At 40.8% G+C, this 22,585-nt stretch carries 22 protein-coding genes, 6 tRNA genes and 1 other RNA gene; 25 read left to right on the top strand and 4 right to left on the bottom strand.

Annotated elements, in window-relative coordinates; all coding sequences use genetic code 11:
• The first annotated feature begins 296 nt into the window (after window positions 1-296).
• The 9 genes from MTP24_RS13040 to MTP24_RS13000 all read left to right on the top strand — a co-directional run bounded on the left by MTP24_RS13040 (window position 297) and on the right by MTP24_RS13000 (window position 7,221).
• Window positions 297-372: transfer RNA gene (locus MTP24_RS13040), tRNA-Phe, on the top strand.
• Between the two features lie 57 nt (window positions 373-429).
• Window positions 430-505 (top strand) — tRNA-Thr (locus tag MTP24_RS13035).
• 49 nt (window positions 506-554) lie between these two features.
• Window positions 555-630: transfer RNA gene (locus MTP24_RS13030), tRNA-Phe, on the top strand.
• Window positions 631-687: 57 nt separating this feature from the next.
• Window positions 688-763, top strand: a tRNA-Thr gene (locus MTP24_RS13025).
• Between the two features lie 49 nt (window positions 764-812).
• A tRNA-Phe gene (locus MTP24_RS13020) sits at window positions 813-888 on the top strand.
• Window positions 889-966: 78 nt separating this feature from the next.
• A tRNA-Thr gene (locus MTP24_RS13015) sits at window positions 967-1,042 on the top strand.
• Window positions 1,043-1,440: 398 nt separating this feature from the next.
• On the top strand, window positions 1,441-2,856 hold the full coding sequence (locus MTP24_RS13010) for an efflux transporter outer membrane subunit (protein ID WP_006793733.1): 1,416 nt from the start codon (window positions 1,441-1,443) through the stop codon (window positions 2,854-2,856).
• Window positions 2,846-4,141 carry an efflux RND transporter periplasmic adaptor subunit gene (locus MTP24_RS13005; protein ID WP_243531583.1) on the top strand — a complete coding sequence of 432 codons (1,296 nt, stop codon included), beginning with the start codon at window positions 2,846-2,848 and terminating at the stop codon, window positions 4,139-4,141. The genes MTP24_RS13010 and MTP24_RS13005 overlap by 11 nt, the downstream gene beginning before the upstream one ends.
• Window positions 4,138-7,221 (top strand): efflux RND transporter permease subunit, encoded by a 3,084-nt coding sequence (locus MTP24_RS13000; RefSeq protein ID WP_243531581.1) that lies wholly within the window; start codon window positions 4,138-4,140, stop codon window positions 7,219-7,221. Before MTP24_RS13005 ends, MTP24_RS13000 begins: the two co-directional genes overlap by 4 nt.
• 158 nt (window positions 7,222-7,379) lie before the next feature.
• Here the strand turns inward: MTP24_RS13000 and ssrS are convergent.
• A non-coding RNA gene (gene ssrS / locus MTP24_RS12995) (6S RNA) lies at window positions 7,380-7,562 on the bottom strand.
• 193 nt (window positions 7,563-7,755) lie between these two features.
• On the opposite strand from ssrS, the gene MTP24_RS12990 reads away from it, so the two are divergent.
• Genes MTP24_RS12990 through MTP24_RS12975 form a run of 4 tightly spaced genes read left to right on the top strand, consistent with a single transcriptional unit; the run spans window position 7,756 to window position 12,041 of the window.
• Entirely contained in the window at window positions 7,756-8,319 is a 564-nt protein-coding gene (locus MTP24_RS12990) for a UPF0149 family protein (RefSeq protein ID WP_008131954.1), read from the top strand.
• Between the two features lie 33 nt (window positions 8,320-8,352).
• Window positions 8,353-9,675 (top strand): Xaa-Pro aminopeptidase, encoded by a 1,323-nt coding sequence (pepP, locus tag MTP24_RS12985; protein ID WP_243531579.1) that lies wholly within the window; start codon window positions 8,353-8,355, stop codon window positions 9,673-9,675.
• 15 nt (window positions 9,676-9,690) lie between these two features.
• A complete protein-coding gene (ubiH, locus tag MTP24_RS12980) occupies window positions 9,691-10,878 on the top strand; it encodes a 2-octaprenyl-6-methoxyphenyl hydroxylase (protein ID WP_243531577.1) in 1,188 nt (395 codons plus the stop codon).
• Window positions 10,875-12,041 carry an FAD-dependent monooxygenase gene (locus MTP24_RS12975; protein ID WP_243531575.1) on the top strand — a complete coding sequence of 389 codons (1,167 nt, stop codon included), beginning with the start codon at window positions 10,875-10,877 and terminating at the stop codon, window positions 12,039-12,041. The genes ubiH and MTP24_RS12975 overlap by 4 nt, the downstream gene beginning before the upstream one ends.
• A gap of 283 nt (window positions 12,042-12,324) precedes the next feature.
• Here the strand turns inward: MTP24_RS12975 and MTP24_RS12970 are convergent, their stop codons facing one another.
• Window positions 12,325-13,524 (bottom strand): alpha/beta hydrolase-fold protein, encoded by a 1,200-nt coding sequence (locus MTP24_RS12970; RefSeq protein WP_243531573.1) that lies wholly within the window; start codon window positions 13,522-13,524, stop codon window positions 12,325-12,327.
• 365 nt (window positions 13,525-13,889) lie between these two features.
• On the opposite strand from MTP24_RS12970, the gene rpsF reads away from it, so the two are divergent.
• From rpsF to alr, 9 genes are all read left to right on the top strand, one after another.
• Window positions 13,890-14,231 carry a 30S ribosomal protein S6 gene (gene rpsF, locus MTP24_RS12965; protein ID WP_006793724.1) on the top strand — a complete coding sequence of 114 codons (342 nt, stop codon included), beginning with the start codon at window positions 13,890-13,892 and terminating at the stop codon, window positions 14,229-14,231.
• A 44-nt stretch (window positions 14,232-14,275) separates the two neighbouring features.
• Window positions 14,276-14,593: a primosomal replication protein N gene (priB, locus tag MTP24_RS12960; RefSeq protein WP_006793722.1), complete on the top strand. Its 318-nt coding sequence runs from the start codon at window positions 14,276-14,278 to the stop codon at window positions 14,591-14,593.
• Between the two features lie 12 nt (window positions 14,594-14,605).
• Complete coding sequence (gene rpsR / locus MTP24_RS12955) at window positions 14,606-14,833, top strand: 30S ribosomal protein S18 (protein ID WP_006793721.1); 228 nt, start codon at window positions 14,606-14,608, stop codon at window positions 14,831-14,833.
• Window positions 14,834-14,868: 35 nt separating this feature from the next.
• On the top strand, window positions 14,869-15,321 hold the full coding sequence (gene rplI / locus MTP24_RS12950) for a 50S ribosomal protein L9 (RefSeq protein ID WP_006793720.1): 453 nt from the start codon (window positions 14,869-14,871) through the stop codon (window positions 15,319-15,321).
• 229 nt (window positions 15,322-15,550) lie between these two features.
• Window positions 15,551-16,099 carry a sigma-70 family RNA polymerase sigma factor gene (locus MTP24_RS12945; RefSeq protein ID WP_008131937.1) on the top strand — a complete coding sequence of 183 codons (549 nt, stop codon included), beginning with the start codon at window positions 15,551-15,553 and terminating at the stop codon, window positions 16,097-16,099.
• Complete coding sequence (locus MTP24_RS12940; RefSeq protein ID WP_006793718.1) at window positions 16,086-16,571, top strand: hypothetical protein; 486 nt, start codon at window positions 16,086-16,088, stop codon at window positions 16,569-16,571. The genes MTP24_RS12945 and MTP24_RS12940 overlap by 14 nt, the downstream gene beginning before the upstream one ends.
• Window positions 16,572-16,580: 9 nt before the next feature.
• Window positions 16,581-17,516, top strand: a complete 936-nt coding sequence (locus MTP24_RS12935; protein ID WP_243531571.1) for a DUF4097 family beta strand repeat-containing protein — start codon at window positions 16,581-16,583, stop codon at window positions 17,514-17,516.
• Window positions 17,517-17,626: 110 nt separating this feature from the next.
• Entirely contained in the window at window positions 17,627-19,006 is a 1,380-nt protein-coding gene (gene dnaB / locus MTP24_RS12930) for a replicative DNA helicase (RefSeq protein WP_006793716.1), read from the top strand.
• On the top strand, window positions 19,006-20,085 hold the full coding sequence (gene alr / locus MTP24_RS12925; RefSeq protein WP_006793715.1) for an alanine racemase: 1,080 nt from the start codon (window positions 19,006-19,008) through the stop codon (window positions 20,083-20,085). The genes dnaB and alr overlap by 1 nt, the downstream gene beginning before the upstream one ends.
• A 14-nt stretch (window positions 20,086-20,099) precedes the next feature.
• On the opposite strand, the gene MTP24_RS12920 is transcribed toward alr, so the two are convergent.
• Complete coding sequence (locus MTP24_RS12920; RefSeq protein ID WP_006793714.1) at window positions 20,100-20,339, bottom strand: DUF2960 domain-containing protein; 240 nt, start codon at window positions 20,337-20,339, stop codon at window positions 20,100-20,102.
• Window positions 20,340-20,447: 108 nt separating this feature from the next.
• Here MTP24_RS12920 and MTP24_RS12915 point away from each other — a divergent pair, with 108 nt between their 5' ends.
• From MTP24_RS12915 to MTP24_RS12905, 3 genes are read left to right on the top strand one after another with little or no spacing between them, the layout of a single operon-like run.
• Entirely contained in the window at window positions 20,448-20,699 is a 252-nt protein-coding gene (locus MTP24_RS12915; protein ID WP_006793713.1) for a YkoF family thiamine/hydroxymethylpyrimidine-binding protein, read from the top strand.
• Window positions 20,700-20,733: 34 nt separating this feature from the next.
• The gene (pnuC, locus tag MTP24_RS12910; protein WP_008131932.1) at window positions 20,734-21,357 is read left to right on the top strand and encodes a nicotinamide riboside transporter PnuC; all 624 of its coding nucleotides are present in this window, start codon (window positions 20,734-20,736) and stop codon (window positions 21,355-21,357) included.
• A 3-nt stretch (window positions 21,358-21,360) separates the two neighbouring features.
• Window positions 21,361-22,167 carry a phosphotransferase gene (locus MTP24_RS12905; RefSeq protein WP_243531569.1) on the top strand — a complete coding sequence of 269 codons (807 nt, stop codon included), beginning with the start codon at window positions 21,361-21,363 and terminating at the stop codon, window positions 22,165-22,167.
• Here MTP24_RS12905 and MTP24_RS12900 read toward each other — a convergent pair.
• A complete protein-coding gene (locus MTP24_RS12900) occupies window positions 22,164-22,346 on the bottom strand; it encodes a hypothetical protein (protein WP_006793710.1) in 183 nt (60 codons plus the stop codon). The genes MTP24_RS12905 and MTP24_RS12900 overlap by 4 nt on opposite strands.
• Between the last annotated feature and the right edge of the window lie 239 nt (window positions 22,347-22,585).

The following is a 22,585-nucleotide window of genomic DNA, read 5'->3' as shown; positions in this document are numbered from 1 at the left end:
ATAGGTATCTGAACTAATCGTACCATTTACCAAAAATAATTCACTACGGTTTTAGTCTGATTTAGTTATAATATTTCATATATATAGACTGGTTTGTGGTAAAAATGTACGTTATCAATAAAAAATGTACTGAGTTGCTTGAAAACCGTTCAAACAGTCGTAAAGGATAAAAAAAAAGTTGACTTGTAAGGGCAAAACTCGTTTAATACGCCGCACGCCCAGACAGCTGACTTAGTAGATGTTGTTGGGAGTTACATTAAAAATCGGTTAAGATTTTTAATTAGCACTGTTTAAGTGCCTCGATAGCTCAGTTGGTAGAGCAGAGGATTGAAAATCCTCGTGTCCCTGGTTCGATTCCGGGTCGAGGCACCATTTATAAGTTTATCAATCTTTAAAATTGATTAAGTGCCTTAGCACACAGTTTAGTGTGCCGACTTAGCTCAGCTGGTAGAGCAACTGACTTGTAATCAGTAGGTCAACCGTTCGACTCGGTTAGTCGGCACCATTTATTTTAGTTAAGTGTTTTAATAGCATTTAATTAGCACTGTTTAAGTGCCTCGATAGCTCAGTTGGTAGAGCAGAGGATTGAAAATCCTCGTGTCCCTGGTTCGATTCCGGGTCGAGGCACCATTTATAAGTTTATCAATCTTTAAAATTGATAAAGTGCCTTAGCACACAGTTTAGTGTGCCGACTTAGCTCAGCTGGTAGAGCAACTGACTTGTAATCAGTAGGTCAACCGTTCGACTCGGTTAGTCGGCACCATTTATTTTAATTAAGTGTTTTAACAACATTTAATTAGCACTGTTTAAGTGCCTCGATAGCTCAGTTGGTAGAGCAGAGGATTGAAAATCCTCGTGTCCCTGGTTCGATTCCGGGTCGAGGCACCATTTATACAAAGCCTTGCTTATGCAGGGCTTTTTTGTTTTTGACCAGTGTTCAAAACTAGCTTTCAAATAATTTAGTGTGCCGACTTAGCTCAGCTGGTAGAGCAACTGACTTGTAATCAGTAGGTCAACCGTTCGACTCGGTTAGTCGGCACCATTCATCAACTTATTTCTATTATCAAAACACTGAATCAGTAGTCTGTACAAGTTACCCGTTCGACTCGGTTAGTCGGCACCATTTATCAACTTATTTCTATTATCAAAACACTGAATCAGTAGTCTGTATAAGTTACCCATTCGATTTGGTTAGGCTGCACTACCTCGTGTACAACACTTTATTTTTTCCTGATAAATTAATTTTAATCTACATAAATAATGTTGTGATCTGATAGTGTTTATATTTACAAAGTTGCTGATCATTTAACTATACCTGCCGTATAACTCACTTATTAGTTCACTCATCGCTAGCTATGTAATGTTATGTAAAGTAAGTTGAGCAAAATTAGCCAAGGTGCTTGAATTACATTCATAAATAGCAGTAATTCAGGTTAAATTATGATTTGGCAATACAAGCCAACGTTATTGGCACTTAGTGTGATTCTGCTCAGTGGTTGTGCGAGTAATATAAATCCACAGGAGCGCCAACAAGCACCCAGTAATGTTCCTAAGCAGTGGCAACAACAAGCAGCAAGTTCAGTTTTGCAAGTGGATGATGAATGGTTAACGCAACTAAACACGCCATTGCTGAAAAAATATGTTAACCAAGCGCTTAAAAACAATCAGCAACTATTACAAACCAGCTACGATGTTGCCATTACTAAGCAGCAACTTATTGCGTCCGGGGCAGACCTTTGGCCTAGCTTAGATTTATCTACGCGTACTAGTCGAAGTAAAGATAATCGGCCTGTTAGTTATAATAATGCTAGCTCCGTAAGCTTAAACTTAAATTATGAAGTTGACTTATGGGGCAAACTGTCAGATTCAAAACGTGAAGCTAACCTTTCATATTTAGCTCAAAAAGCGCGTTTTGAACAGGCTAAACAGCAGCTTGTTTCGGATGTTGTTCAAGGATGGTTTGATGTTGTGTCTGCACAGCAGCTACTCGATTTATATAAACGCCGTGAAGAAAATGCTAAGCAAAATCTCGATATAATTGAATCGGGTTACCGCCAAGGTATAAACGAAGCGCTCGATGTTTATTTAGCCCGCAATGAGCTAAATAACGAACGTTCACGCATAGCTACTCAAACAGCCAGCCTATCCAGTGCTGCAAGACTACTGGAGCGTTTATTAGGTGAGTACCCAAAAGGAGCAATTTCTGCAAGTAATGACTTACCGGTTATTAACACAGAAATTCCACTGGGAATTCCATCTGAACTTATTACCCGAAAGCCTGCATTACTTGCTAGTTGGTACGAACTATTGGCGACCGATGCGTCATTGGCTTACGCACATAAACAGCGCTTTCCTAGTTTAAATTTAACTGCAAGCTTAAGTGATAGCACAGACAGAGTGAGTGATTTATTTTCTCCTTCAAGCCTTGCATGGTCTTTGCTAGGAAGTATTTCGGCACCTATTTTTGAGGGGGGACGTTTACAAGCCAATGAAGAAATTGCACGCCTAAATACACAAAAGCAAGAACAGCAATATCTGCAAACTCTGTACGATGCATTTGGCGATGTAGAAAACGCGATTTCGCAGCAGCAATCTTTAAAGGCTCAATATACAAGCACACTTGAAGCGCAAAAAAATGCACTTGCTGCCGAGCAGTTATCATTTGAGCAATATCAAAGTGGCTTAGTCACTTACACCACAGTATTGGATGCACAAGATCGCTCATTCGATGCGCAAAGTTCATTAATACAAATTAAGAATCAATTAATTGCAAATAGAATCAACCTACATGTTGCCCTTGGTGGTGATTTTGAAAAACCATCAAGCGACCTAAAGAGTAACAACGATGAAAACTAAAACAGCTAAAATTATTATTCCAGCCGCGGTTGTTGTTACCGCTCTTTTAATTGTGTTTTTTATCAAAAGTAACCCGCCAGAAGCGAGGCGTTTTGGCTCAGCACCAAAAGCAGCTATTAGCGTGTCGGTATTAGAGGTTGTGCCTCAAAGTTACCAAGTAATGATAGACAGCTACGGTACAGTAAAGCCTCGCACACAAAGCTTACTTGTTGCTCAAGCATCAGGGCAAATCATCGACGTGAGTGATGAGTTTAGAGAAGGTGGTTTTTTTGAAAAAGGCGACGTGTTACTAAAGCTTGATGATAGAGATCATCAGGCAGAGGTTAAATCTGCACAAGCTAACTTACTCACAGCAGAACAAAGCTTACTGGAAGAAAAAGCCCGCGGGCAACAAGCACTGACTGATTGGAAGCGTCTTGGTGGTTCAAGCCAAGCCAGCAGCTTGGTACTACGTGAGCCACAATTGGCAGCGGCACAGGCACAAGTGTTATCAGCACAAGCTACTCTTGAAAAAGCAGAGCTTGATTTAGAGCGTACAAAAGTGACTGCACCCTATGCTGGGCGCATACTAAGTCGCAGTGTCGATTTAGGCCAAGTAGTGAGTAACAATACCCAACTTGCCACTATTTACGCTATTGATAGCGTAGAAATTCGTTTACCAATAAAAAATAAAGACCTTTCGTTTGTAAACCTGCCAGAGCAATACCGTGATGGTGCTAAAAACCAAGCCGGTTCGTTAGTCAAATTTAGCTCTGATTTAGTGGGCGAACAAACATGGCAAGGCCAACTTGCACGCACTGAAGGCGCAATTGACGAAAACGCGCAACAACTTTACGTAGTAGCAAAAATAGACGACCCATATAAATCAACCGAGAGTAACCAATACCCAATTAAAATAGGGCAATACATTAAGGCACAAATTGCAGGCAAAACGGTACAAAATGCGTTGATCATTCCCAACAGTACAATTTATCAAGGCACCTATGTTTACGTAGTTGAGGGTGATGCACTAAAACGTAAAGACGTTACTTTTGCATGGCAAAACGCAAACCAAGCAATGATCAAAACAGGATTAAAAGCAAACGACAAGTTGGTTATCACGCCACTTGGTCAAGTGAGTTCGGGCACTAAAGTGAGTATTTTAGGTGAAGAGCCAAAGGAAAAAAAACCTAAAGGTATGCGCCCGTCGCGAGAGCAACTTGAGCAAAAAGCAAAAGAGCTTGGTATCAGTGTTGAAGAGTTAATAAAAAAACGTCGCGCAGCCAATCAAGGAGATAAAGCATGATTGCTTGGTTTACCAAAAACCATGTTGCTGCCAATCTATTGTTAGTAACTTTGTTGTTGTCGGGGCTATTTAGTTTATCGAGTAAAATACCACTTGAGGTGTTTCCGTCTTTCGAAACAGACATGATAAGCGTAGGTGTTAGCCTGCGTGGTGCAACCCCTGAAGATGTAGAGCAGGGCGTAACAATTCGTATAGAAGAAGCGGTACAAGACCTAGAGGGTATTAAACAAATATTTAGCCGCTCGTCAGAGGGCTCAGGCTCTGTAACCATTGAGGTTGAAAGTGGTTACGATCCTCGTGAACTGTTGGCTGATATTAAAAGCCGAGTGGATGCGATTAATACGTTTCCTGGCGATGCCGAAAAACCAATTGTTGCGCTGGCTGAGCGCAAAAGAGAAGTAATAGCTGTTACTGTATCAAGTGATTACGGCGAAAAAGAAACGCGTGAATACGCAGAAACAGTGCGAGATCAAATACTGCGTTTGCCTAATGTAACGCAGGTAGAGCTAAGTGGTGTACGAGATTATGAGTTAGCCATTGAAGTTAGCCAAGACACACTTCGCCAATATAACCTAACCCTTGCGCAAATATCGAGTGCGATTGCTAATTCAAGTTCTGATATTTCTGCCGGTAACTTAAAAACAGAAGGTGGCGATGTACTGATCAGCTCAAAAGGGCAGGCTTACCGCAAAGACGAATTTGCTAGCATAGTAGTAAAGAACCAAGCCGACGGAACAATTATTCGCCTAGGTGATATTGCTACAATAAAAGACGACTTTGAAGAAACGCCAGTGCGTACCCGTTTTAATGGTAAGCAAGCAGCGTTTATAGACGTTTACCGAATTGGCCCGCAAAGCGCGATAACCGTGGCAGACGATGTTAAAAACTATATTGAAGAACAGCAGGCCACGCTACCACAAGGTTTTAAACTAAGCTATTGGGATGACGATTCAGAGTTAGTTAAAAGCCGTATAGCAACCTTAACCAGTAATGCTCTACAAGGTGGTATTTTAGTTCTGGCACTGCTCACGCTATTTTTGCGCCCAGCAATTGCATTTTGGGTATTTATTGGTATTCCAGTATCGTTTATGGGCGCATTTATCGCGATGCCAATTTTTGGTGTAACGCTAAATATAATGAGCTTATTTGGCTTTATTTTAGTGCTCGGTATTGTAGTAGATGACGCCATAGTAACCGGCGAAAACGTGTATACCCATTTAAAAACGGCAAAATCGGGTGAGCAGGCTGCTATATTGGGTACTCAAGAAGTGGCTACTCCCGTTACCTTTGGTGTGCTGACTACGGTTGCTGCCTTTTTACCTTTAGCATTTATTGAAGGGGCACGCGGCGCCTTATTTGCGCAAATTCCGGTAGTCGTCATTCCGGTGTTATTGTTCTCGCTAATTGAGTCTAAATTTGTGTTGCCAGCACATTTAAAATACATAAAATTACGCCACCAAAAAGGTGAACCATCGAAGCTTGAAGCAATTCAACAACGCTTTGCAGATGGCTTTGAAAGTGCAATTTTAAAATATTATCAACCTATCTTAAATACTGCTTTACGCCATAAATTAGCAACGGTAAGTTTATTTGTTGGGGTATTTTTTATAATTTTAACCATGATCACAAGCGGTTGGACTAAGTTTATCTTTTTCCCACGAATTCCTAGCGAAACCGTACGGGTTAACCTAACACTGCCAACAGGTACACCGTTTGAAGTAACCAATAAATACGTGATTGATATGTCCGAAAAAGCGCAGCAATTACAAGACAAATATCGCGATCCTAATACAGGCGAAAGCGTTATTTTAAATATATTAGCCACTACAGGCGGGCGCGGTGGTGTATCCAACTCCGGAGCGGTACGCTTTGAGATTACACCTGCAGAAAAGCGTGAATCAGACATAGGCTCACGCGAGCTTGCAAGTGAATGGCGCGATTTAATTGGTGTTATTCCTGGCGCTGAAAGTCTAACATTTAGAGCTGAAATTGGCCGAAGTTCAGACCCAATAGACGTTCAACTAAGTGGCACCTCGCTAACAATACTGCAAGATGTAGCTGATAATATTAAAAATCGTTTAACAACGTACCCAACGGTGTTTGATATTGCCGACAGTATGTCTGACGGTAAAGAAGAGTTGCGTATAGAGCTTACGCAACAAGGTTTGGCGCTTGGTTTAAACCGTGTAAATGTGGCAGGACAAGTGCGTAATTCGTTTTTTGGCTCGCAGGTTCAGCGTATTCAACGCGGACGAGACGACGTGCGTGTAATGGTTCGTTTACCTATTGACGAGCGCCGCTCGATAGCTGATTTACAAAATATACTAATAAACACCCCCGATGGCGGCTCTGTGCCATTGTCGCACGTGGCAACACTTACGGCAGGACAAAGCCCATCAACCATAAACCGTATTGATCGTTATCGCACACTAAACGTGACGGCTGATATTGAAAAAAACAACACCAACATGACGGTGCTTCAAGCCGACCTAGCACAATATTTAGACGAGTTAATGCAGCAATACCCAGGTGTTGATTACAAACTCGAAGGTGAAGCCAAAGAGCAAAGAGAGTCGTTTGGCTCATTGGCTTGGGCGTTAGTGTTTGTGTTTTTTATAATTTATGCGTTATTGGCCATTCCGTTTAAGTCATACATGCAACCAATTATTGTTATGAGTGTTATTCCATTTGGCATGATTGGCGCAGTAGTAGGGCACTGGATAATGGGTATGGATTTAACAATTATGAGCCTACTAGGTATGCTTGCGTTAATAGGTGTCGTAGTGAACGATTCGCTTGTATTGGTTGATTTTATTAATAAAAAACGCAGCGAAGGTGGCGATTTAATAGAGGCAGTTAAACTTGCTGGCGCATCGCGCTTTCGCCCAGTTATGCTCACCAGTTTAACCACTTTTATAGGTTTAATGCCGCTGCTGTTTGAAAAAGCCACACAAGCGCAGTTTTTAATACCTATGGCCGTTAGTTTAGGGTTTGGGATTATTTTTGCGACCTTTATTACTTTATTGCTAGTACCAGTCAATTATATGTTGATGGAACGATTTCAAGGCTGGTTTAAATAATACAAAAACGTGTTGATACAAAAGCTGTAGGTATTCAATTGCCTGCAGCTTTTTTGTTTTTAGCTATGCAAAATTGAAAATTATTTAAGGTGTTAAATAGATAAACGTGGATATATAAAGAGGTTTGATTGTGCGTGTTAAAACGCGAGTAGATAATAGTGTTCCCCAAGATACGGTACTCGGTTTCAGTCCTGAAACCAGAAGGTTTCAGGGCGGGAATCTGCGGTTTACCGTAGGCTTCTCGGTACATGCCAAGCTTGCACAATAGTAAACGAACAGAAACCCTGGTATAAAATTTATCGGCTCAGGGACTTAACCCAGCTCCAGTATCCCAGGGAACAAATTAAGTATATAAGACATATGCCAATCCTTAAACCCAAAACGTAAAAAATTAAGTCGTTCGCTTAGTTTTCCCACACCTTTAACTCGCTGTTTACTTTATTGCGTAGTTTTTGAGCGTGATCATACAATTAATTGGAGTTGCTTTTTATCGAGTGGTAGCATTGCTTTAACTAGCAAAGCGAAGGCTTGATTATGAACGATTTACCAGATTACGAAAAAGCTCAACTACTTTTAGAAAAAAACGAAATATTTGTTTCCCCTGCTGAAGCGCATGGTGTTATTAGTGGTTTATTAGCATGTGGACTAAGTATTGACGACAAGGAGTACCTAGGCCTTTTAAGCGATGTATTCAACGATGGTGAATCGTTCGGTAATGGTTTAAAAGCATTTTTTGGCACTATATATAAGCAAGTTGTTGCAAGCTTTAATGATGAAGAGTTTCAGTTTGATTTATTTTTACCAAGTGATGACGAGACACTCATCGATCAGGCTAATGGGCTCGTATCATGGGTATCGGGATTTATGCTTGGTTTTGGTTTAAAGCAAAAAGATTACGGTAAGCTGTCGGCTGACGTGAAAGAAGTAATTAGCGACTTTAGCGAAATAACACGCCTAGATACCACTTTCGAAGAAACCGAAGAAGATGCTAACGCACTTCACGAAGTTATTGAATATGTACGTGTATCGGCACTACTTTGTTTTGCTGAGCTAGGTAAAGAGCAAAGCAGCCAAAGTGATAAAAAAACGCTTCATTAAACTTAATTAAAAAGTACAACGGGTTAGCTAATAATGGTTGAAATAAAAAAGTCAGAGTTTAAAGCACGCAGAGAACGCTTACTTGCACAAATGGACGATAACAGCATTGCGCTTATTCCGGCTGCTAGCGAAGTAACGCGAAGCCGCGATACTGACTATGCTTTTAGACAAGACAGCGACTTTTTTTATTTAACCGGTTTTAACGAACCCGATGCTGTATTGGTGCTTTGTAACAACAGCGATACACCCAGCACCCTATTTTGCCTTGATAAAGACAAATTAGCCGAAATTTGGCATGGCCGACGCGTTGGTTTTGATAAAGCCAAAAGCGACTACTTATTTGACGAGGCTTACCCATTAAGTGATTTAGAAGAGCAACTGCTTGAGCTACTAAATGGTAAAAATGCGATTTATTTTGCACAAGGCGCTTATGATTCATTTGATAGTAAAGTTTTTTCTCTTTTAGGTACACTTCGTGGCGGGGCTCGCAAAGGCCTTAAAGCACCGAGTACGTTAAAAGAAATTCGCGGCCTTATCCATGAAATGCGTTTGTTTAAATCGCCAAGCGAAATAGAGGTAATGCGCGAAGGCTGTGAAATTAGCGCCCGTGGCCACATGCGAGCTATGCGCTTTTCACATGCAGGAGCAACTGAGTTTCAATTAGAAGCAGAGCTTCATCATCATTATGCAATGAACGGCGCACCTCATCCGGCTTACGGCACAATTGTAGGTAGCGGCGATAACGCTAATATTCTGCATTACACGCAAAATAGCGATGCACTTAAAAATGGCGATCTAGTACTTATTGATTCAGGTTGTGAGCTACAAGGCTACGCAGCCGATATAACACGTACATTTCCGGTAAATGGCTTGTTTAGTGAAGAACAATCCGCGCTTTATAATATTGTTCTTAACGCACAACTGGCTGCCTTTGAAGAAATTAAACCCGGTGGTTACCTGTCCCACGCTAATAAATTAGCAATGGAAGTATTAACGCAAGGCTTACTTGACTTAGGTATTTTAACTGGCGACTTTACTGAACTAATGGCGCAACAAGCCTGTAAAGAATATTACATGCATGGCCTCGGGCATTGGCTGGGGTTAGACGTGCATGATGTAGGTGATTATAAAATAAATAACGTTGAGCGAGCATTTGAGCCTGGTATGGTTTTAACCATAGAGCCAGGACTCTATATAAGCGAAGACTCAAACGCGCCACAAAAGTACAAAGGTATTGGTATTCGTATAGAAGATAATTTACTCGTTACCGAGTCAGGCCATGAAAACCTTACTTTAAGCGTGCCTAAAACCATTGGCGATATTCAAGCACTTATGCAACAAACTAAAAGCGCATAACGGGTGGAGAGCACAATGGCTAAGCAATTTGATGTTGTAGTAATTGGTGGCGGTTTAGTTGGCGCAAGTTGCGCACTTAGTATTGCTAAAATAAACCCCTCAATAAACATTGCCGTGGTAGAAGCAAGCCAAGTAACCGATGAATACCACCCAAGCTTTGACGACAGAAGTATTGCGCTTGCTCAGCAATCAGTAGAGTATTTACAAACACTTAATTTATTTGATCAAAATGCCCCTTACACCTCTGCTATTAAAAAAGTGAGCGTGTCTGATAGAGGTCATTTTGGTAAAACCCACATCCAAAGCGCTGAATTTGCAAAACCTTCTTTAGGGTATGTAGTTGAGGTTAATCCATTTGGGCGCGCGCTTCATCAGCGGCTAGTGCAATCAAGCATTAGCTTATTTTGCCCTGATAGCGTAATCGAAATAAAACAAACGTTGCATAGCAACGCACTGACTTTGCAAAGTGGCGAACAACTTAATGCCAAGCTACTTATTGTAGCCGATGGCGCGCAATCTCCTACACGCCAATTGCTGGGCCTTAATTTTAATACTCAGCCTTATGAGCAAGGCGCTATTATTGCCAATATAGAAGTAGCCGAAGGGCATAATAACCATGCCTTTGAACGCTTTACTCAGCATGGCCCTATGGCACTATTACCTATGAGCAATAACCGATATTCATTGGTGTGGTGTATGGAAAAAGAGCAAATTAATTCATACATGGACTTAAATGAAATCGAGTTTTTAAGTGCATTACAATCAGTCTTTGGTTACCGCGCAGGGCAATTTGTTAAAGTGGGTATGCGCGCAAGCTACCCGCTGGTATATGGGCAAGCCGAATCGTTAATAGCTCATCGAACGGTGGTTATTGGTAATGCTGCTCATGCTATTCATCCCATTGCAGGGCAAGGCTTTAATTTAGGCCTGCGTGATGTACAAGTACTGAGTGATTTAATTGCCAATAGCCCTAATGAGTTAGGGAGCTATGCGTTTACACGCGAGTATGGCCAGTTGCGCAGCCAAGATATAAAAACAGTGATGACTTTAACAGATACCTTAGTAAGGTTATTTTCAAATTCATCTCGAGTATTAGCGCTTGGGCGAAGCATTGGCTTGTCTTCAATGGATTTATTCCCCGCATTAAAAGCCCCGTTAGCAAAACAATTAATGGGGCAAGTTAAACAAGGTTCACGTTTATGAAGCAAACACAGGTGTGTATTGTTGGTGGTGGTTGCGTGGGGCTAACGTTAGCCCTTGGTCTAGCTAAGGCTAATATTAGTGTTGTGATACTTGATGCAGCATCAACACAAGCCCCTCCAACTGATGAATACGGTTTACGTGTAAGCGCACTTAGTATTGCAAGCCAAACGTTATTAGAGCAATTAAACGTTTGGCCTGAAATTATTGCTCAGCGTGCATGTGCATATACCCATATGGATGTTCGCGATGCCGACAGCTTTGGTAAAATAACCTTTAATAACAAACAACTTGAGCTCGACCATTTGGGGCATATAGTTGAAAACGATATTATTCGCTTTGCACTTATCAAACAGCTAGAGCAGCAAAGCAGTGCTACGTTAATGTTTGATACCGAATATCAACAAATACACCAAAGTGAATCAGACGTATTTATAACCCTTAAAAGCGGCGAGCCTATTATTGCTAAGCTGCTGGTGGCGGCTGATGGCGCAAATTCAGCGATTCGTAAACAATTTAATATGGCGCTGACCTTTAAAGATTACGATCACCATGCACTCGTTGCTACAGTAAAAACAAAAGAGCCACACTCAAATACTGCGCGACAAGTGTTTTTACCTACGGGGCCATTGGCATTTTTACCATTGAGTGACGCTAACACTCATTCAATAGTGTGGTCTACCAGCCCCCGCCATTGCGATGAATTGCTAGCAATGGACGACACTACTTTTAATAAAGCCGTAATGGCTGCCATAGATGGCCAATGCGGCCTGTGTGAAGTGCAAAGTAAACGCGCGGCATTTCCACTTAAAATGCGTTACGCCCAGCAATGGGTAAGCGGCAAAGTAGTATTAATGGGCGATGCAGCGCACACTATTCATCCATTGGCAGGGCTGGGTATGAACCTAGGCCTAAAAGACGCCGCGTATTTAATTGAGCTACTGACAAGTGATAGTAAAGAATTTGCCAGCACGCGCACGCTTCGTGATTACGAGCGTACACGCAAGCTCGACGCGCAAAAGCACATAGCCATGATGCAAGGGCTAAAAGAGTTATTTGAAGGTGCTAACCCGGTTAAAAAGCTAATACGCGGAGTCGGGCTGTCACTCGTTGATAACCTAGGCCCAATAAAACACCTATTCGCCAAAGAAGCGATAGGCAAATAAGTAGGTTGGATAGAGCGAAGCGAAATCCAACAGGTAAAGTGGTTAGTTTTTAGCTGTCAGCTTTTAGAAAAGAAAAACCGATGTTTAGTTTAAACATCGGTTTTTTATTTTAAGTGGCTTTATACAGATTAAAAGTTGCGCTTTTTTACGCGAGCAAGCTCTGCGTCTTCATGCAAAGTTTAACACTAAGCTTAATTTTACCTGTAGGCGTGCAGCTTGGCGGCGCGACAAACATAGATCGTAATTACTATCGTTAGTTAAAAAGCGCTTTATGTAAAATCAGCTACAAATTGGCTTGGGCTTCATTGACCATATCTTTGAGCGCATCAATTAACAGTTGGTCGCGAGAATTTTGTTTAGCAAGTTTTAGTGCGTGTTTCATACTGGTAACGGCTTCTTTAAATTGTTTGTCAACTGTGTACCCTTGTGATAATCGCATGTGGGAGTAGGCTGCATTTGGGTAACCGCGAGTAAAGTGTTTAAGCGTCGTTATCGCTTTTTTAGTATTACCAAACTTTTGCTGGCGGTGGGCAAATTCTACGTACACATCTTGTGGAATTTTAAGCTCAAATCCGTACTTATCGCTCAGTGCTTGGTAGTAACCGGTAATAAGCGATACATCAGCAAATTTTCCATGCTCGTCTGTTACTTTAAATATTAGGTCGCTAAACAAGTGAATCAGGCTATCGCTAATTGCTGGAAGTATGGTGCCCATATGACTTAAAGTAGGGTAATGCTTATATTCCCACTTTAGCTGTGTGGGCATTTGTTGTTCTAAATTTACTAACGTATTTAATGCGCCTGTATAAAAACGTGCGCCTTCACTCGCTACACTAATAAATAACTCTTGAGCACCTTTAGGGTTTCTAGTGTATTTAATAATATTATTTTTTAACTCTTCGTCACTCCACCAACTATTTGGGCTAATAGCTATGTAGTTGTTAAACAATTCAGGCTGATTAACTAAAGTATAAAGCGCTAATGTACCAGCGTTAGAGTGACCAATTAAAGTGTTGTAGCCGTTAGTTGAGTAATTATTGTTTATGTATGGCATGAGTTCATCAGACACAAACTTTAAAAATTTGTCGGTTTGCCCAGCGTCAGGCCATTTATTTTTAACAAAGGTTTGAAACTCCGTTTTAGGCTCACCCTCTACTTGAGGTAAGTAATCACGAACTCGGTTAGTTGTATCAATAGCAACAAGCATGGCATTAGGTATTTGCTCGTAATCAACAAGGGATTTTATAACGCCAGACGCCGTATGAAAGTGCTCAATACCATCAAGTAAATAAATAACATAAAGCGGCTGGTCGTCTTTTACAGTGTCAGGTATGAAGATGCTGATTGGCCTATCTTCGTTAAGTATTTTTGATTGTAGAATAACTTTTTTACCAACGGTTATGTCGGTTGTAGCGGTGTTTGAATAGCTAAAAAAAGAGGTGCTAAAAGTAAGTATCAAGGCAAGCGATAATAAAAGCTTCATAAATATCCTTATTTAATAATGTGTTGCTTAATAATTGCACGGCTTTAGGCTTGAGTAAACGTTTATATTTTAGGAGCACATACAGGGCTTTATTAATTAAAAGCTTTGATTTTTTTGTGCGAGCAAGCTCAGCGACTTCCAAAAAACGAAGGCACTTACTTTCAATTTACTTATTGATAGCGGGGCATCGAGTACCATCACCCAATAGCTTTAACACTTATCTATTAAAGCTTAAAAAACCTGCTTGCTTAATTATCCTACTAAGCGTAAAATGCGCGCTCATTTCGGCTTTTAAACTATTAATTCCTTGCCTTAAACCGACCGGCCGAAACGGTAGAAGGCTCTATTAACCGTAAGGAATATCCATGCGTCATTACGAAATCGTATTCATGGTTCACCCAGATCAGAGTGAGCAAGTTGCTGGTATGATCGAACGTTATACTGGTTCTATCACTGAAGCTGGTGGTTCAATCCACCGTCTTGAAGATTGGGGCCGTCGTCAATTGGCTTACCCAATTAACAAGCTTCATAAAGCTCATTATGTTCTTATGAACGTTGAAGCACCTACTGAAGTAATCAGCGAGCTAGAAACTACTTTCCGCTACAACGATGCAGTGCTTCGTAACTTAGTTATCCGCACTAAATCTGCAGTAACTGAAGCGTCTCCTCTTGCAAGAGAAGAGAAGAAAGAAGCACCAGCTGCTTAATTGTTTTGAGTCCAAGCATGGCGTTTAACTGGCGGTAAATATAAATGGTTAGCCCTTTTATGAATCAGCTGGTTTTATCTGGGGTAGTTTGTAAAACACCCAAGTTAAGCCAAAGCCCTGCTGGCATCCCGCATTGCATTTTTGTTTTAGAACATAAATCGATGCAAACCGAAGCAGACCTTAACCGTAATAGTTATGTAAAGCTTCAGGTTGTTGCCAGTGGAAAGCAAATGCAACAACAGACTCAACATTTGCACGTTGGGCAGGCATTGCAAGTGAGTGGTTTTTTAAATCGCCACGAAGGTCGTAACGGCCTTAGCCAATTGGTTTTGCATGCTCAGCATATAGAAAGAATTATTTGAGGAATTAATCTCATGGCACGTTATTTCAGACGTCGTAAGTTCTGCCGCTTTAAAGCGGAAGGCGTACAACAAATCGATTACAAAGATCTAGCTACTCTTAGAAACTATGTTACAGAAAGTGGCAAAATCGTACCTAGCCGTATTACAGGTACTAGCGCTAAATTCCAGCGCCAGCTAGCAACTGCTATTAAGCGTGCTCGCTACTTAGCCCTTCTTCCATACACTGACTTACATAAGTAAGCAGCGGATTAACAGTTTTTAAAAGGTGTAGAAACATGCAAGTTATTCTACTAGATAAGATCGCTAACCTAGGTAGCCTAGGTGAACAGGTTGTAGTTAAATCTGGTTTCGCACGTAACTTCCTTTTCCCTCAAGGTAAGGCAGTTCCTGCGACTAAAGCTAACATTGAAACGTTTGACGCTCGTCGCGCAGAACTTGAAGCGAAAATCGCTGAACAGTTAGTTGCTGCACAAGCACGCGCTGAAAAACTAGAAGCATTAGCAGAAGTTACTTTAGTATCTAAAGCTGGTGACGAAGGTAAGTTATTCGGTTCAATCGGTACTCGTGACATCGCTGACGCTATCTCAGCTGTTGGTGTTGAAGTTGCTAAGTCAGAAGTTCGTTTGCCTCTAGGTACTATCCGTGAGACTGGTGAATTTGACGTATCAATTTCTGTTCACACAGACGTAACGGCTACTATCAAAGTAATCGTAATCGCTGAAGCTTAATTTTAAATTAAGCGACAAAAGCCGTGCTTTTAGCACGGCTTTTTTGTGCCTAAAATTCAGTTTTTTTTATTAATGTGGTACTGCCTCCTAATACTCTTCTTACTTAGAATTTAAATTCTTTAAATTTATTTTCATTTCATTCAAACCTTTTACCGCTGTTATTGCGTCTAACTTATCAATACACTGGAAATGGTACCAATACCATAATAATTAAAAGGTGATATCACGGATGTTACACGTTAAACCCGATCAACCCGCTGAGTGCGAAAATGCATTGATTGAGCGCGTAAAGTCGGGTGATCAAAGTGCATACACAATGCTTTACCAATTGCATATAAAGCGCGTTTACGGTTTGTGCTTGCGCTTATTAGCTGATCAGTCGCACGCTGAGGATGCTGCGCAAGAAGTGTTTGTTCAGGTGTGGCACAAAATAGCAATGTTTGATGGTCGTTCGCAGTTTTCTACTTGGTTATACAGTGTGGCGAGTAATATTGCGATTAACTACTTACGTAAACAAAAAAGCTGGGTACAAAAAGTCGTTAGCATTGAACAAGACGGTATGGATGAGCAATCGGCTAAAGACTGTAAAGGCTTAAACGGCTTAGATAAGCTAATTGTTAGGTTACCTGAGCGCGCACGCATGGTGTTTGTATTGTTTGCAGTAGAAGGTTATCGACATGAAGAAATAGCAGAGCAGTTGGGTATTGCCGTTGGATCAAGCAAGTCACAATATCATCGAGCAAGGCAGTTATTACAAGAGTGGTATGAAAATGAATAAACCAAACTTTGACGACTTTTTAGATAAATCATTAAACACGCTTGATAAAGAGATAACGCCACAAAAAGATCTGTGGGCAGGCATAGAAAGAGCCATTGTAAATACCAATGAGCCTGAGCAATCAGCCGTTACTTTATGGCCAAAGTTAAGCGCAATTGCGGCATGTACCGTTGCTGCACTAGTGGCGCTCAATATGTTTGTAATAAACCCTAAACCACAACCGGTTGTGGCCATAAGTGACTATTTTGCGCAGCAAAAGCAAAGCTTACTGGTGCAGTATAAAAATCAAGACGCCTTAACCGATAATTGGCAAACACAATTACAAGAACTTGAAGAGGCAGAATATGCCATTAAGCAAGCACTTAAAAACGAACCCCAAAACCAAGCATTGCTAACAATGTTAGCGCAGATTTATCAACAACAACTTGATTTGATTAATAAGGTGCATGCACCTCGTTGGCAAAGTATTTAGGAGAAAAACATGAAAGCAATTTTACTAGGATTAAGCTTATTTCCACTTGCTGTATTTGCAGGAGAAAAAATTGATAAACAAATAGAAGTGCCAAAAGAGGGTACTGTTTTTATTGAGAATCAGCGTGGTGATGTAAGTATTGCTGGTTGGGATAAAAGCGAGTTTAAAGTAGTGGGCGAGCTTGACGATAAGGCAGAAGGTTTTGAGCTCGAAACAAGAGGCGACAATACATATTTTGTTGTGAAAATGCCACGTAAAATGGGCTGGGGCAGTAATGGCGATGGCTCTAAACTAACTATTTTTATGCCGCATAGCAGCGCATTAGACTTTCGTGGTGTTAATGTATCGGTAATAGCTAAAGCACTTAAAAATGGTGCAGAAGTAAATGTGGTTAATGGTGAAATTACCGCACAAAATTTAGCAGGTAATATTAAGCTAACCAGCGTTAACGGTGATGTGAATGCACAAAGCCTGAGCGGTAATATTCAATTTGAAACGGTAAATGGCGAAATAAATGATGAACAGTCTAGTGGTGAGTTACGCTTTAGCGCTGTGAATGGTGATATTAAGTCGTCATCAAGCGCGAGCGATGTTCGTCTTGAAAATGTGAACGGTGACATAAACTTTAAGCTGGCTAGCATCAAAAACCTACGTATAAACACTGTAAATGGTGAAGCTGAAGTTCGTATTGGTGAGCTACTGGACAGTGCAGATGTACGTTTCGAATCAGTAAGTGGCGATGCAGAGTTTTTCTTCCCTACTAATGTATCGGCTAAATTTGCGATTGAAGCCCATGCCAATGGTAAAATTATTAATGAGCTTAGCGATGACAAAGTAAAAAAAGCCAAATATGGCCCAGCCAGTGAGCTTGAGTTTGTTATTAATGGCGGCAATGCAGACGTTGAAATGGATACTATAAGTGGCCGTATTGAGCTTAAAAAGTAAATCGTAAACTTTTGAGTTACAAAAAGCAGGAAAAGATTTCCTGCTTTGCTATTTGCACAACCCCGGCAAGTCGATAGAATAGAGCCATTCAATTTTAGTACTGTGAAGTTATGGCCAAACCAGATAAGCAAGTCGATACCCTTAAAGTTCCTCCCCATTCAATAGAAGCTGAACAATCTGTTTTAGGTGGCTTAATGCTTGATAACCAAGCATATGACCGCGTAGCCGAACTTGTTGTATCTCAAGATTTTTATACTCGTACGCACAAGCTTATTTTTGAAGCAATGACAGAGCTTGCAGAGTTGGGTGATCCAATCGATTTAATTACGATTTCTGAAAGCCTTGAAAAAAATAATAAACTGGCAGGAATTGGTGGTTTTGCTTACTTAGCCGAAATAGCCAAAAATACACCGAGTGCCGCTAATATCGATGCATACGCTAATATTGTGCGAGAGCGTGCGGTTGTGCGTGAAATGATTGGTGTAGCAAATGAAATAGCCGAGGCCGGTTTTAATACCGAAGGGCGTACAAGCCATGACTTATTAGATTTTGCCGAGAGTAAAGTATTTAAAATTGCTGAGCAGCGTTCAAAAAGCACCGAAGGTCCGCAAAGCATACACAACATACTCGAAAAAACTGTTGATAAAATAGAAGAGCTATACCAATCTCCGCAAGATGGTGTAACAGGCGTAAGTACCGGCTATGCTGACTTAGATAAAATGACCACAGGCTTACAGCCTTCAGATTTAATTATTGTAGCCGCGCGTCCTTCAATGGGTAAAACCACCTTTGCGATGAACCTTGCAGAGCATGCGGCAATGACACAAGACAAGCCTGTGCTTATTTACTCATTAGAGATGCCCTCTGAGCAAATCATGATGAGGATGCTGGCATCACTTGGTCGTATTAACCAAACTAAGGTACGTACTGGTCAGCTAGACGATGATGATTGGGCGCGTCTTTCATCAACCATGGGCTTGTTGATGGAAAAAGGTAAAATGTACGTTGATGATGCATCAGGGTTAACACCTACCGATGTTCGCTCACGTGCACGTCGTATTGCGCGCGATCATGGTGGTATCAGTATGATCATGGTTGATTACCTTCAGCTTATGCGTGTGCCGAGCTTGTCGGATAACAGAACACTTGAAATAGCAGAGATTTCACGCTCTCTTAAATCACTAGCAAAAGAATTAAAATGCCCGGTTGTTGCGCTTTCGCAGCTAAACCGTACGCTTGAGCAACGTGCTGATAAACGCCCAATTAACTCAGATTTACGTGAATCTGGCTCGATAGAGCAGGATGCCGATTTAATCATGTTTATATACCGTGATGAAGTCTACAACGAAGACAGTACTGAAAAAGGCATAGCCGAAATCATCATAGGTAAACAGCGTAACGGTCCAATTGGTAAGGTGCGCTTGACGTTCCAAGGGCAGTTTTCTCGCTTTGATAACTACGCAGGTCCTGCGATGGATGACGAGTATTAATGCGCTTAGCTACTGCTGAAATTAATTTAACGGCACTTGCGCATAATTTAGCGCAGGTAAAGCGTTTTGCACCAAACAGTAAAGTTATGGCGGTATTAAAAGCCAATGCTTATGGCCATGGTTTGGTTAAAATTGCACAACATTTAAATGATGCAGACGCATTTGCAGTAGCACGTATAGATGAAGCTTTAGCGCTTCGAGCTGGCGGGTTAACAAAACCGATTGTGTTACTTGAAGGCTTTTTTAATAAAGACGATTTACCTATTTTATTGGCCAATAACTTTCAAACTATTATTCATGATGAGTATCAGCTTGCCGCTTTGGAAGAGGCTGAGCTTGAAGCGCCTTTATTGTGCTGGCTTAAAGTAAATACCGGCATGCATCGCCTGGGTATTGCCCCAGAGCAGTTTGATGAATTTTATAAGCGCCTGCAAAAAACACCCAATGCCAATAACACCGTTAATTTAATGACCCACTTTGCATGCGCGGACGATGTAAATAACACCAAGACAGCACAGCAAATTTCACAGTTTGACTGCCTAGTAAATAATATTAACCAAGCACATTGCTTATCTAACTCGGCAGGCATTATTGCTTGGCCGAATGCTCATGGCGATTGGGTACGCCCTGGTTTAATGTTATATGGGGTATCACCTATGGCAAACGCATTGGGTGAGCAGCACCAGCTTAAACCCGTTATGCGTTTAACGACACGTGTTATAGCAGTGCGCCATGTTCCAGCTAACGAGGCCGTAGGATATGGTGGGCGTTGGAAAAGCGATAAAGCGACTCAGTTAGCTGTGGTTGCTATGGGATATGGTGACGGTTACCCGCGACATGCAAAAGAGGGTACACCAGTGGTTATTGGCAAGCAGCGCTATGGTATTGTAGGTAGTGTGGCAATGGATATGATTAGCGTAGACATAGGCCAAAACGAGCACAACATAAAAGTAGGCGACAGAGTCACAATGTGGGGCCCAGAGCTACCAGTAGAAGAAATAGCACAGTGCGCCGATACCATTCCTTACGAGCTTTTGTGTAATATTACACCGCGCGTAAGTTATGAGTATCAGCCATAATTAAATAGTGGTAGTTACTCTTTAATAAAGTAAATATCACTAAAGCCCATGCGGGCAAACTCTTGATCACGAAAGTTACGAACAGAAGCTGACCCTTTAGAGGTCATTTCTATTTGCTGTACCATGCTTAAGTAATTCGTTAAATCAATGCCTTCGGCAGCAGCAATTGCTTGATACATGTCGTGGTATTTATCTTTAGCAAAATTTATTTCGCGCGGTTGGTTTTTAAATTTATAGGTTATTCTGCGTGCCATATTACGCTCATTGTAATTGAGTATTAAAGCGATTTTACACTGTATTTAGTAGCGGCTCTAGCATTGAATGACACGATATAACTAGGCACTCAAACCATAGGGTTAATAATGAAATTATCAGTAGAGATTAGTAAGTACCCACTTCACCAAGATTACATTCCTTTTATCAAAGGGTTTATTGATCGATTAAACGAATACGATGGTTTAAAAGTGATTACTAATACACTATCGACACAAATTTTTGGCGATTATGATTTAGTGATGCAAGTACTCAATACCGAAATTAAACGTTCATACGAAGAGTTTGGCAAAGCTATTTTTGTGTGTAAGTTTTTGTCTGGCGATTTATCGCCTCAGTAGTTTTTTCGCCACAATTTAACGGTAACAGCACACTATGGAATTTATAACAAAAACGTTAAGCGGTTTTACTGCCATGTCGCACTGGGAATATATTGCGGTTGTGTTATCAATTGCTTATTTATTGTTGGCGATAAAAGAAAGCCTGTGGTGCTGGCCTGCTGCGTTTTTTAGTACGCTAATTTATACTATTATGTATTGGAATGGCGCATTGCTAATGGAGTCATTACTCAACTTTTATTACATGTATATGGCTGTATTTGGCTGGGTTGTGTGGCGAAAAGGCAAAGCTAATAATAACAACCTGAGTATTAGTTCTTGGTCTATGGAACGTCATGCGCTTTTAATCATACTTACCTCTATTGCGGCAACAGGCATTGGGTATTTTATGACTAACTATACGCATGCTGATTTTGCCTACCTCGATAGCTTTACAACCTGTTTTGCCGTTGTGACGACTTACTTAGTTGCCAAAAAAATCCTTGAAAACTGGTTGTATTGGATAGTCATAGACGCAGCGTCTATGTATTTATATTACGAAAAAGGCTACTACCCAACATTAGCGCTTTTTGTGTTTTACACCATTATGGCAGGGTGGGGATTTAAAACCTGGTATGAAGAATACGAGCAAAGCCAAGCTAAGCCACTCGCACAGCTTTAATTTATGAGTGATTACAATGCACTTATAAACAAATGCCGTGCGTTTATAGCACCAAGTAGCGTTATTTCATGCGTGCCTTTATCACAAGGTTTAAGTAACGAAAATGTGTTAATAAATACGACTCAAGAGAAGTATTTATTAAAGCGTTACAAAGACCATTGGCCAGAATACGCCTTAGAGGCACAGCGTCGCCTGAGTGCGTCAAATATATGTCCTTCGCCTGTATGGCTTGATAAACAAAATCAACTGGCTGTGTTTAATTACTTTGACGGTAGTACCGCAAATAGTCTATCAATTGACGACGTGATTAAAAAGCTTGTCACTGTCCATGCTTACTCAGTTAGCACTGAGCCAATGAACATAGCCCAAGAGCTAAGCTGTTATAAATGTTCACCAGTGTATTTGGAGCATCAGCAGCTAATTAGTGCAGCGGTTAACTTTATTACGGCCATGCCTATCGAGCTTGGTTTTTGCCACAACGATTTAATTAAAGATAATTTAATAGTGAATGAGTCAGGCAGCTACTTAATTGATTTTGAGTACGCTAAAACTAACGACGTGTATTTTGATTTAGCGGCGCTAAGTGTTAGCTTTGAGCTAAATAAAAATAATGATGATGCGTTATTAAATAGTTACGCTAAATATAAAGATAAAAAGGTAGGGTTTGTAACATCAACCGATAAGCTTAATTGTTATAAGCTGTTATTTTTGGTTTTAAGTATTGGTTGGTATGAGCAGCGCGACATAAGAGCTCCAGCAAAAAAATTACGCGCGCAGCTGCTAAAACTTATTGCAGCATGTGGCTTTTAAAGGCCACCAAAACGCGCTGCTAACTCTTTATATTTTGCTACTTCATCTGCATCAAACTGCGGTTCGCCGTTTTCATCTTCTGACTTAGCGATTAATAAACTTTCACGTGCAAGACGTTTTACGCGCTCTTCTTTTACACCTAAAAATTCTGCAACTTGCTCCGTAGACATCAAACTCATTATTAATTCCTCTTTTAAATATTTTCATTACTGTGACAATGATAGTTAAAATGTTGCTAAAGCGTAACTATTTTTATCGAATATTAATAAATAACGCGTTTTTATAAAATAGTCACATGTTTTATTCAAAAGTGCCTAATTAGTAATCATATAAACTAATGTCGCTAGCATTTGTGTAAAGATGGCTTTATCATTAGCGTATGCTAACACATTGATATCGCGAGTTGATGTGGCGGCAG

The sequence above is a fragment of the Pseudoalteromonas sp. APM04 genome, assembly GCF_022809815.1.
In the GTDB taxonomy this organism is placed as follows: domain Bacteria; phylum Pseudomonadota; class Gammaproteobacteria; order Enterobacterales; family Alteromonadaceae; genus Pseudoalteromonas; species Pseudoalteromonas marina.
Note: the sequence above shows the minus strand (reverse complement) of the source record. Positions and strands in the feature narration are given on the sequence as shown.

Coding starts and splice junctions, on each gene's coding strand:
- MTP24_RS13000 (WP_243531581.1), top strand. CDS start 4,138: ATGATTGCTTGGTTTACCAAAAACCATGTTGCTGCCAATCTATTGTTA.
- MTP24_RS13005 (WP_243531583.1), top strand. CDS start 2,846: ATGAAAACTAAAACAGCTAAAATTATTATTCCAGCCGCGGTTGTTGTT.
- rpsR (WP_006793721.1), top strand. CDS start 14,606: ATGGCACGTTATTTCAGACGTCGTAAGTTCTGCCGCTTTAAAGCGGAA.
- MTP24_RS12915 (WP_006793713.1), top strand. CDS start 20,448: ATGAAATTATCAGTAGAGATTAGTAAGTACCCACTTCACCAAGATTAC.
- MTP24_RS12945 (WP_008131937.1), top strand. CDS start 15,551: ATGTTACACGTTAAACCCGATCAACCCGCTGAGTGCGAAAATGCATTG.
- rpsF (WP_006793724.1), top strand. CDS start 13,890: ATGCGTCATTACGAAATCGTATTCATGGTTCACCCAGATCAGAGTGAG.
- MTP24_RS13010 (WP_006793733.1), top strand. CDS start 1,441: ATGATTTGGCAATACAAGCCAACGTTATTGGCACTTAGTGTGATTCTG.
- MTP24_RS12900 (WP_006793710.1), bottom strand. CDS start 22,346: ATGAGTTTGATGTCTACGGAGCAAGTTGCAGAATTTTTAGGTGTAAAA.
- pnuC (WP_008131932.1), top strand. CDS start 20,734: ATGGAATTTATAACAAAAACGTTAAGCGGTTTTACTGCCATGTCGCAC.
- MTP24_RS12935 (WP_243531571.1), top strand. CDS start 16,581: ATGAAAGCAATTTTACTAGGATTAAGCTTATTTCCACTTGCTGTATTT.
- ubiH (WP_243531577.1), top strand. CDS start 9,691: ATGGCTAAGCAATTTGATGTTGTAGTAATTGGTGGCGGTTTAGTTGGC.
- MTP24_RS12920 (WP_006793714.1), bottom strand. CDS start 20,339: ATGGCACGCAGAATAACCTATAAATTTAAAAACCAACCGCGCGAAATA.
- rplI (WP_006793720.1), top strand. CDS start 14,869: ATGCAAGTTATTCTACTAGATAAGATCGCTAACCTAGGTAGCCTAGGT.
- MTP24_RS12970 (WP_243531573.1), bottom strand. CDS start 13,524: ATGAAGCTTTTATTATCGCTTGCCTTGATACTTACTTTTAGCACCTCT.
- alr (WP_006793715.1), top strand. CDS start 19,006: ATGCGCTTAGCTACTGCTGAAATTAATTTAACGGCACTTGCGCATAAT.
- pepP (WP_243531579.1), top strand. CDS start 8,353: ATGGTTGAAATAAAAAAGTCAGAGTTTAAAGCACGCAGAGAACGCTTA.
- MTP24_RS12940 (WP_006793718.1), top strand. CDS start 16,086: ATGAAAATGAATAAACCAAACTTTGACGACTTTTTAGATAAATCATTA.
- MTP24_RS12905 (WP_243531569.1), top strand. CDS start 21,361: ATGAGTGATTACAATGCACTTATAAACAAATGCCGTGCGTTTATAGCA.
- dnaB (WP_006793716.1), top strand. CDS start 17,627: ATGGCCAAACCAGATAAGCAAGTCGATACCCTTAAAGTTCCTCCCCAT.
- MTP24_RS12990 (WP_008131954.1), top strand. CDS start 7,756: ATGAACGATTTACCAGATTACGAAAAAGCTCAACTACTTTTAGAAAAA.
- priB (WP_006793722.1), top strand. CDS start 14,276: ATGGTTAGCCCTTTTATGAATCAGCTGGTTTTATCTGGGGTAGTTTGT.
- MTP24_RS12975 (WP_243531575.1), top strand. CDS start 10,875: ATGAAGCAAACACAGGTGTGTATTGTTGGTGGTGGTTGCGTGGGGCTA.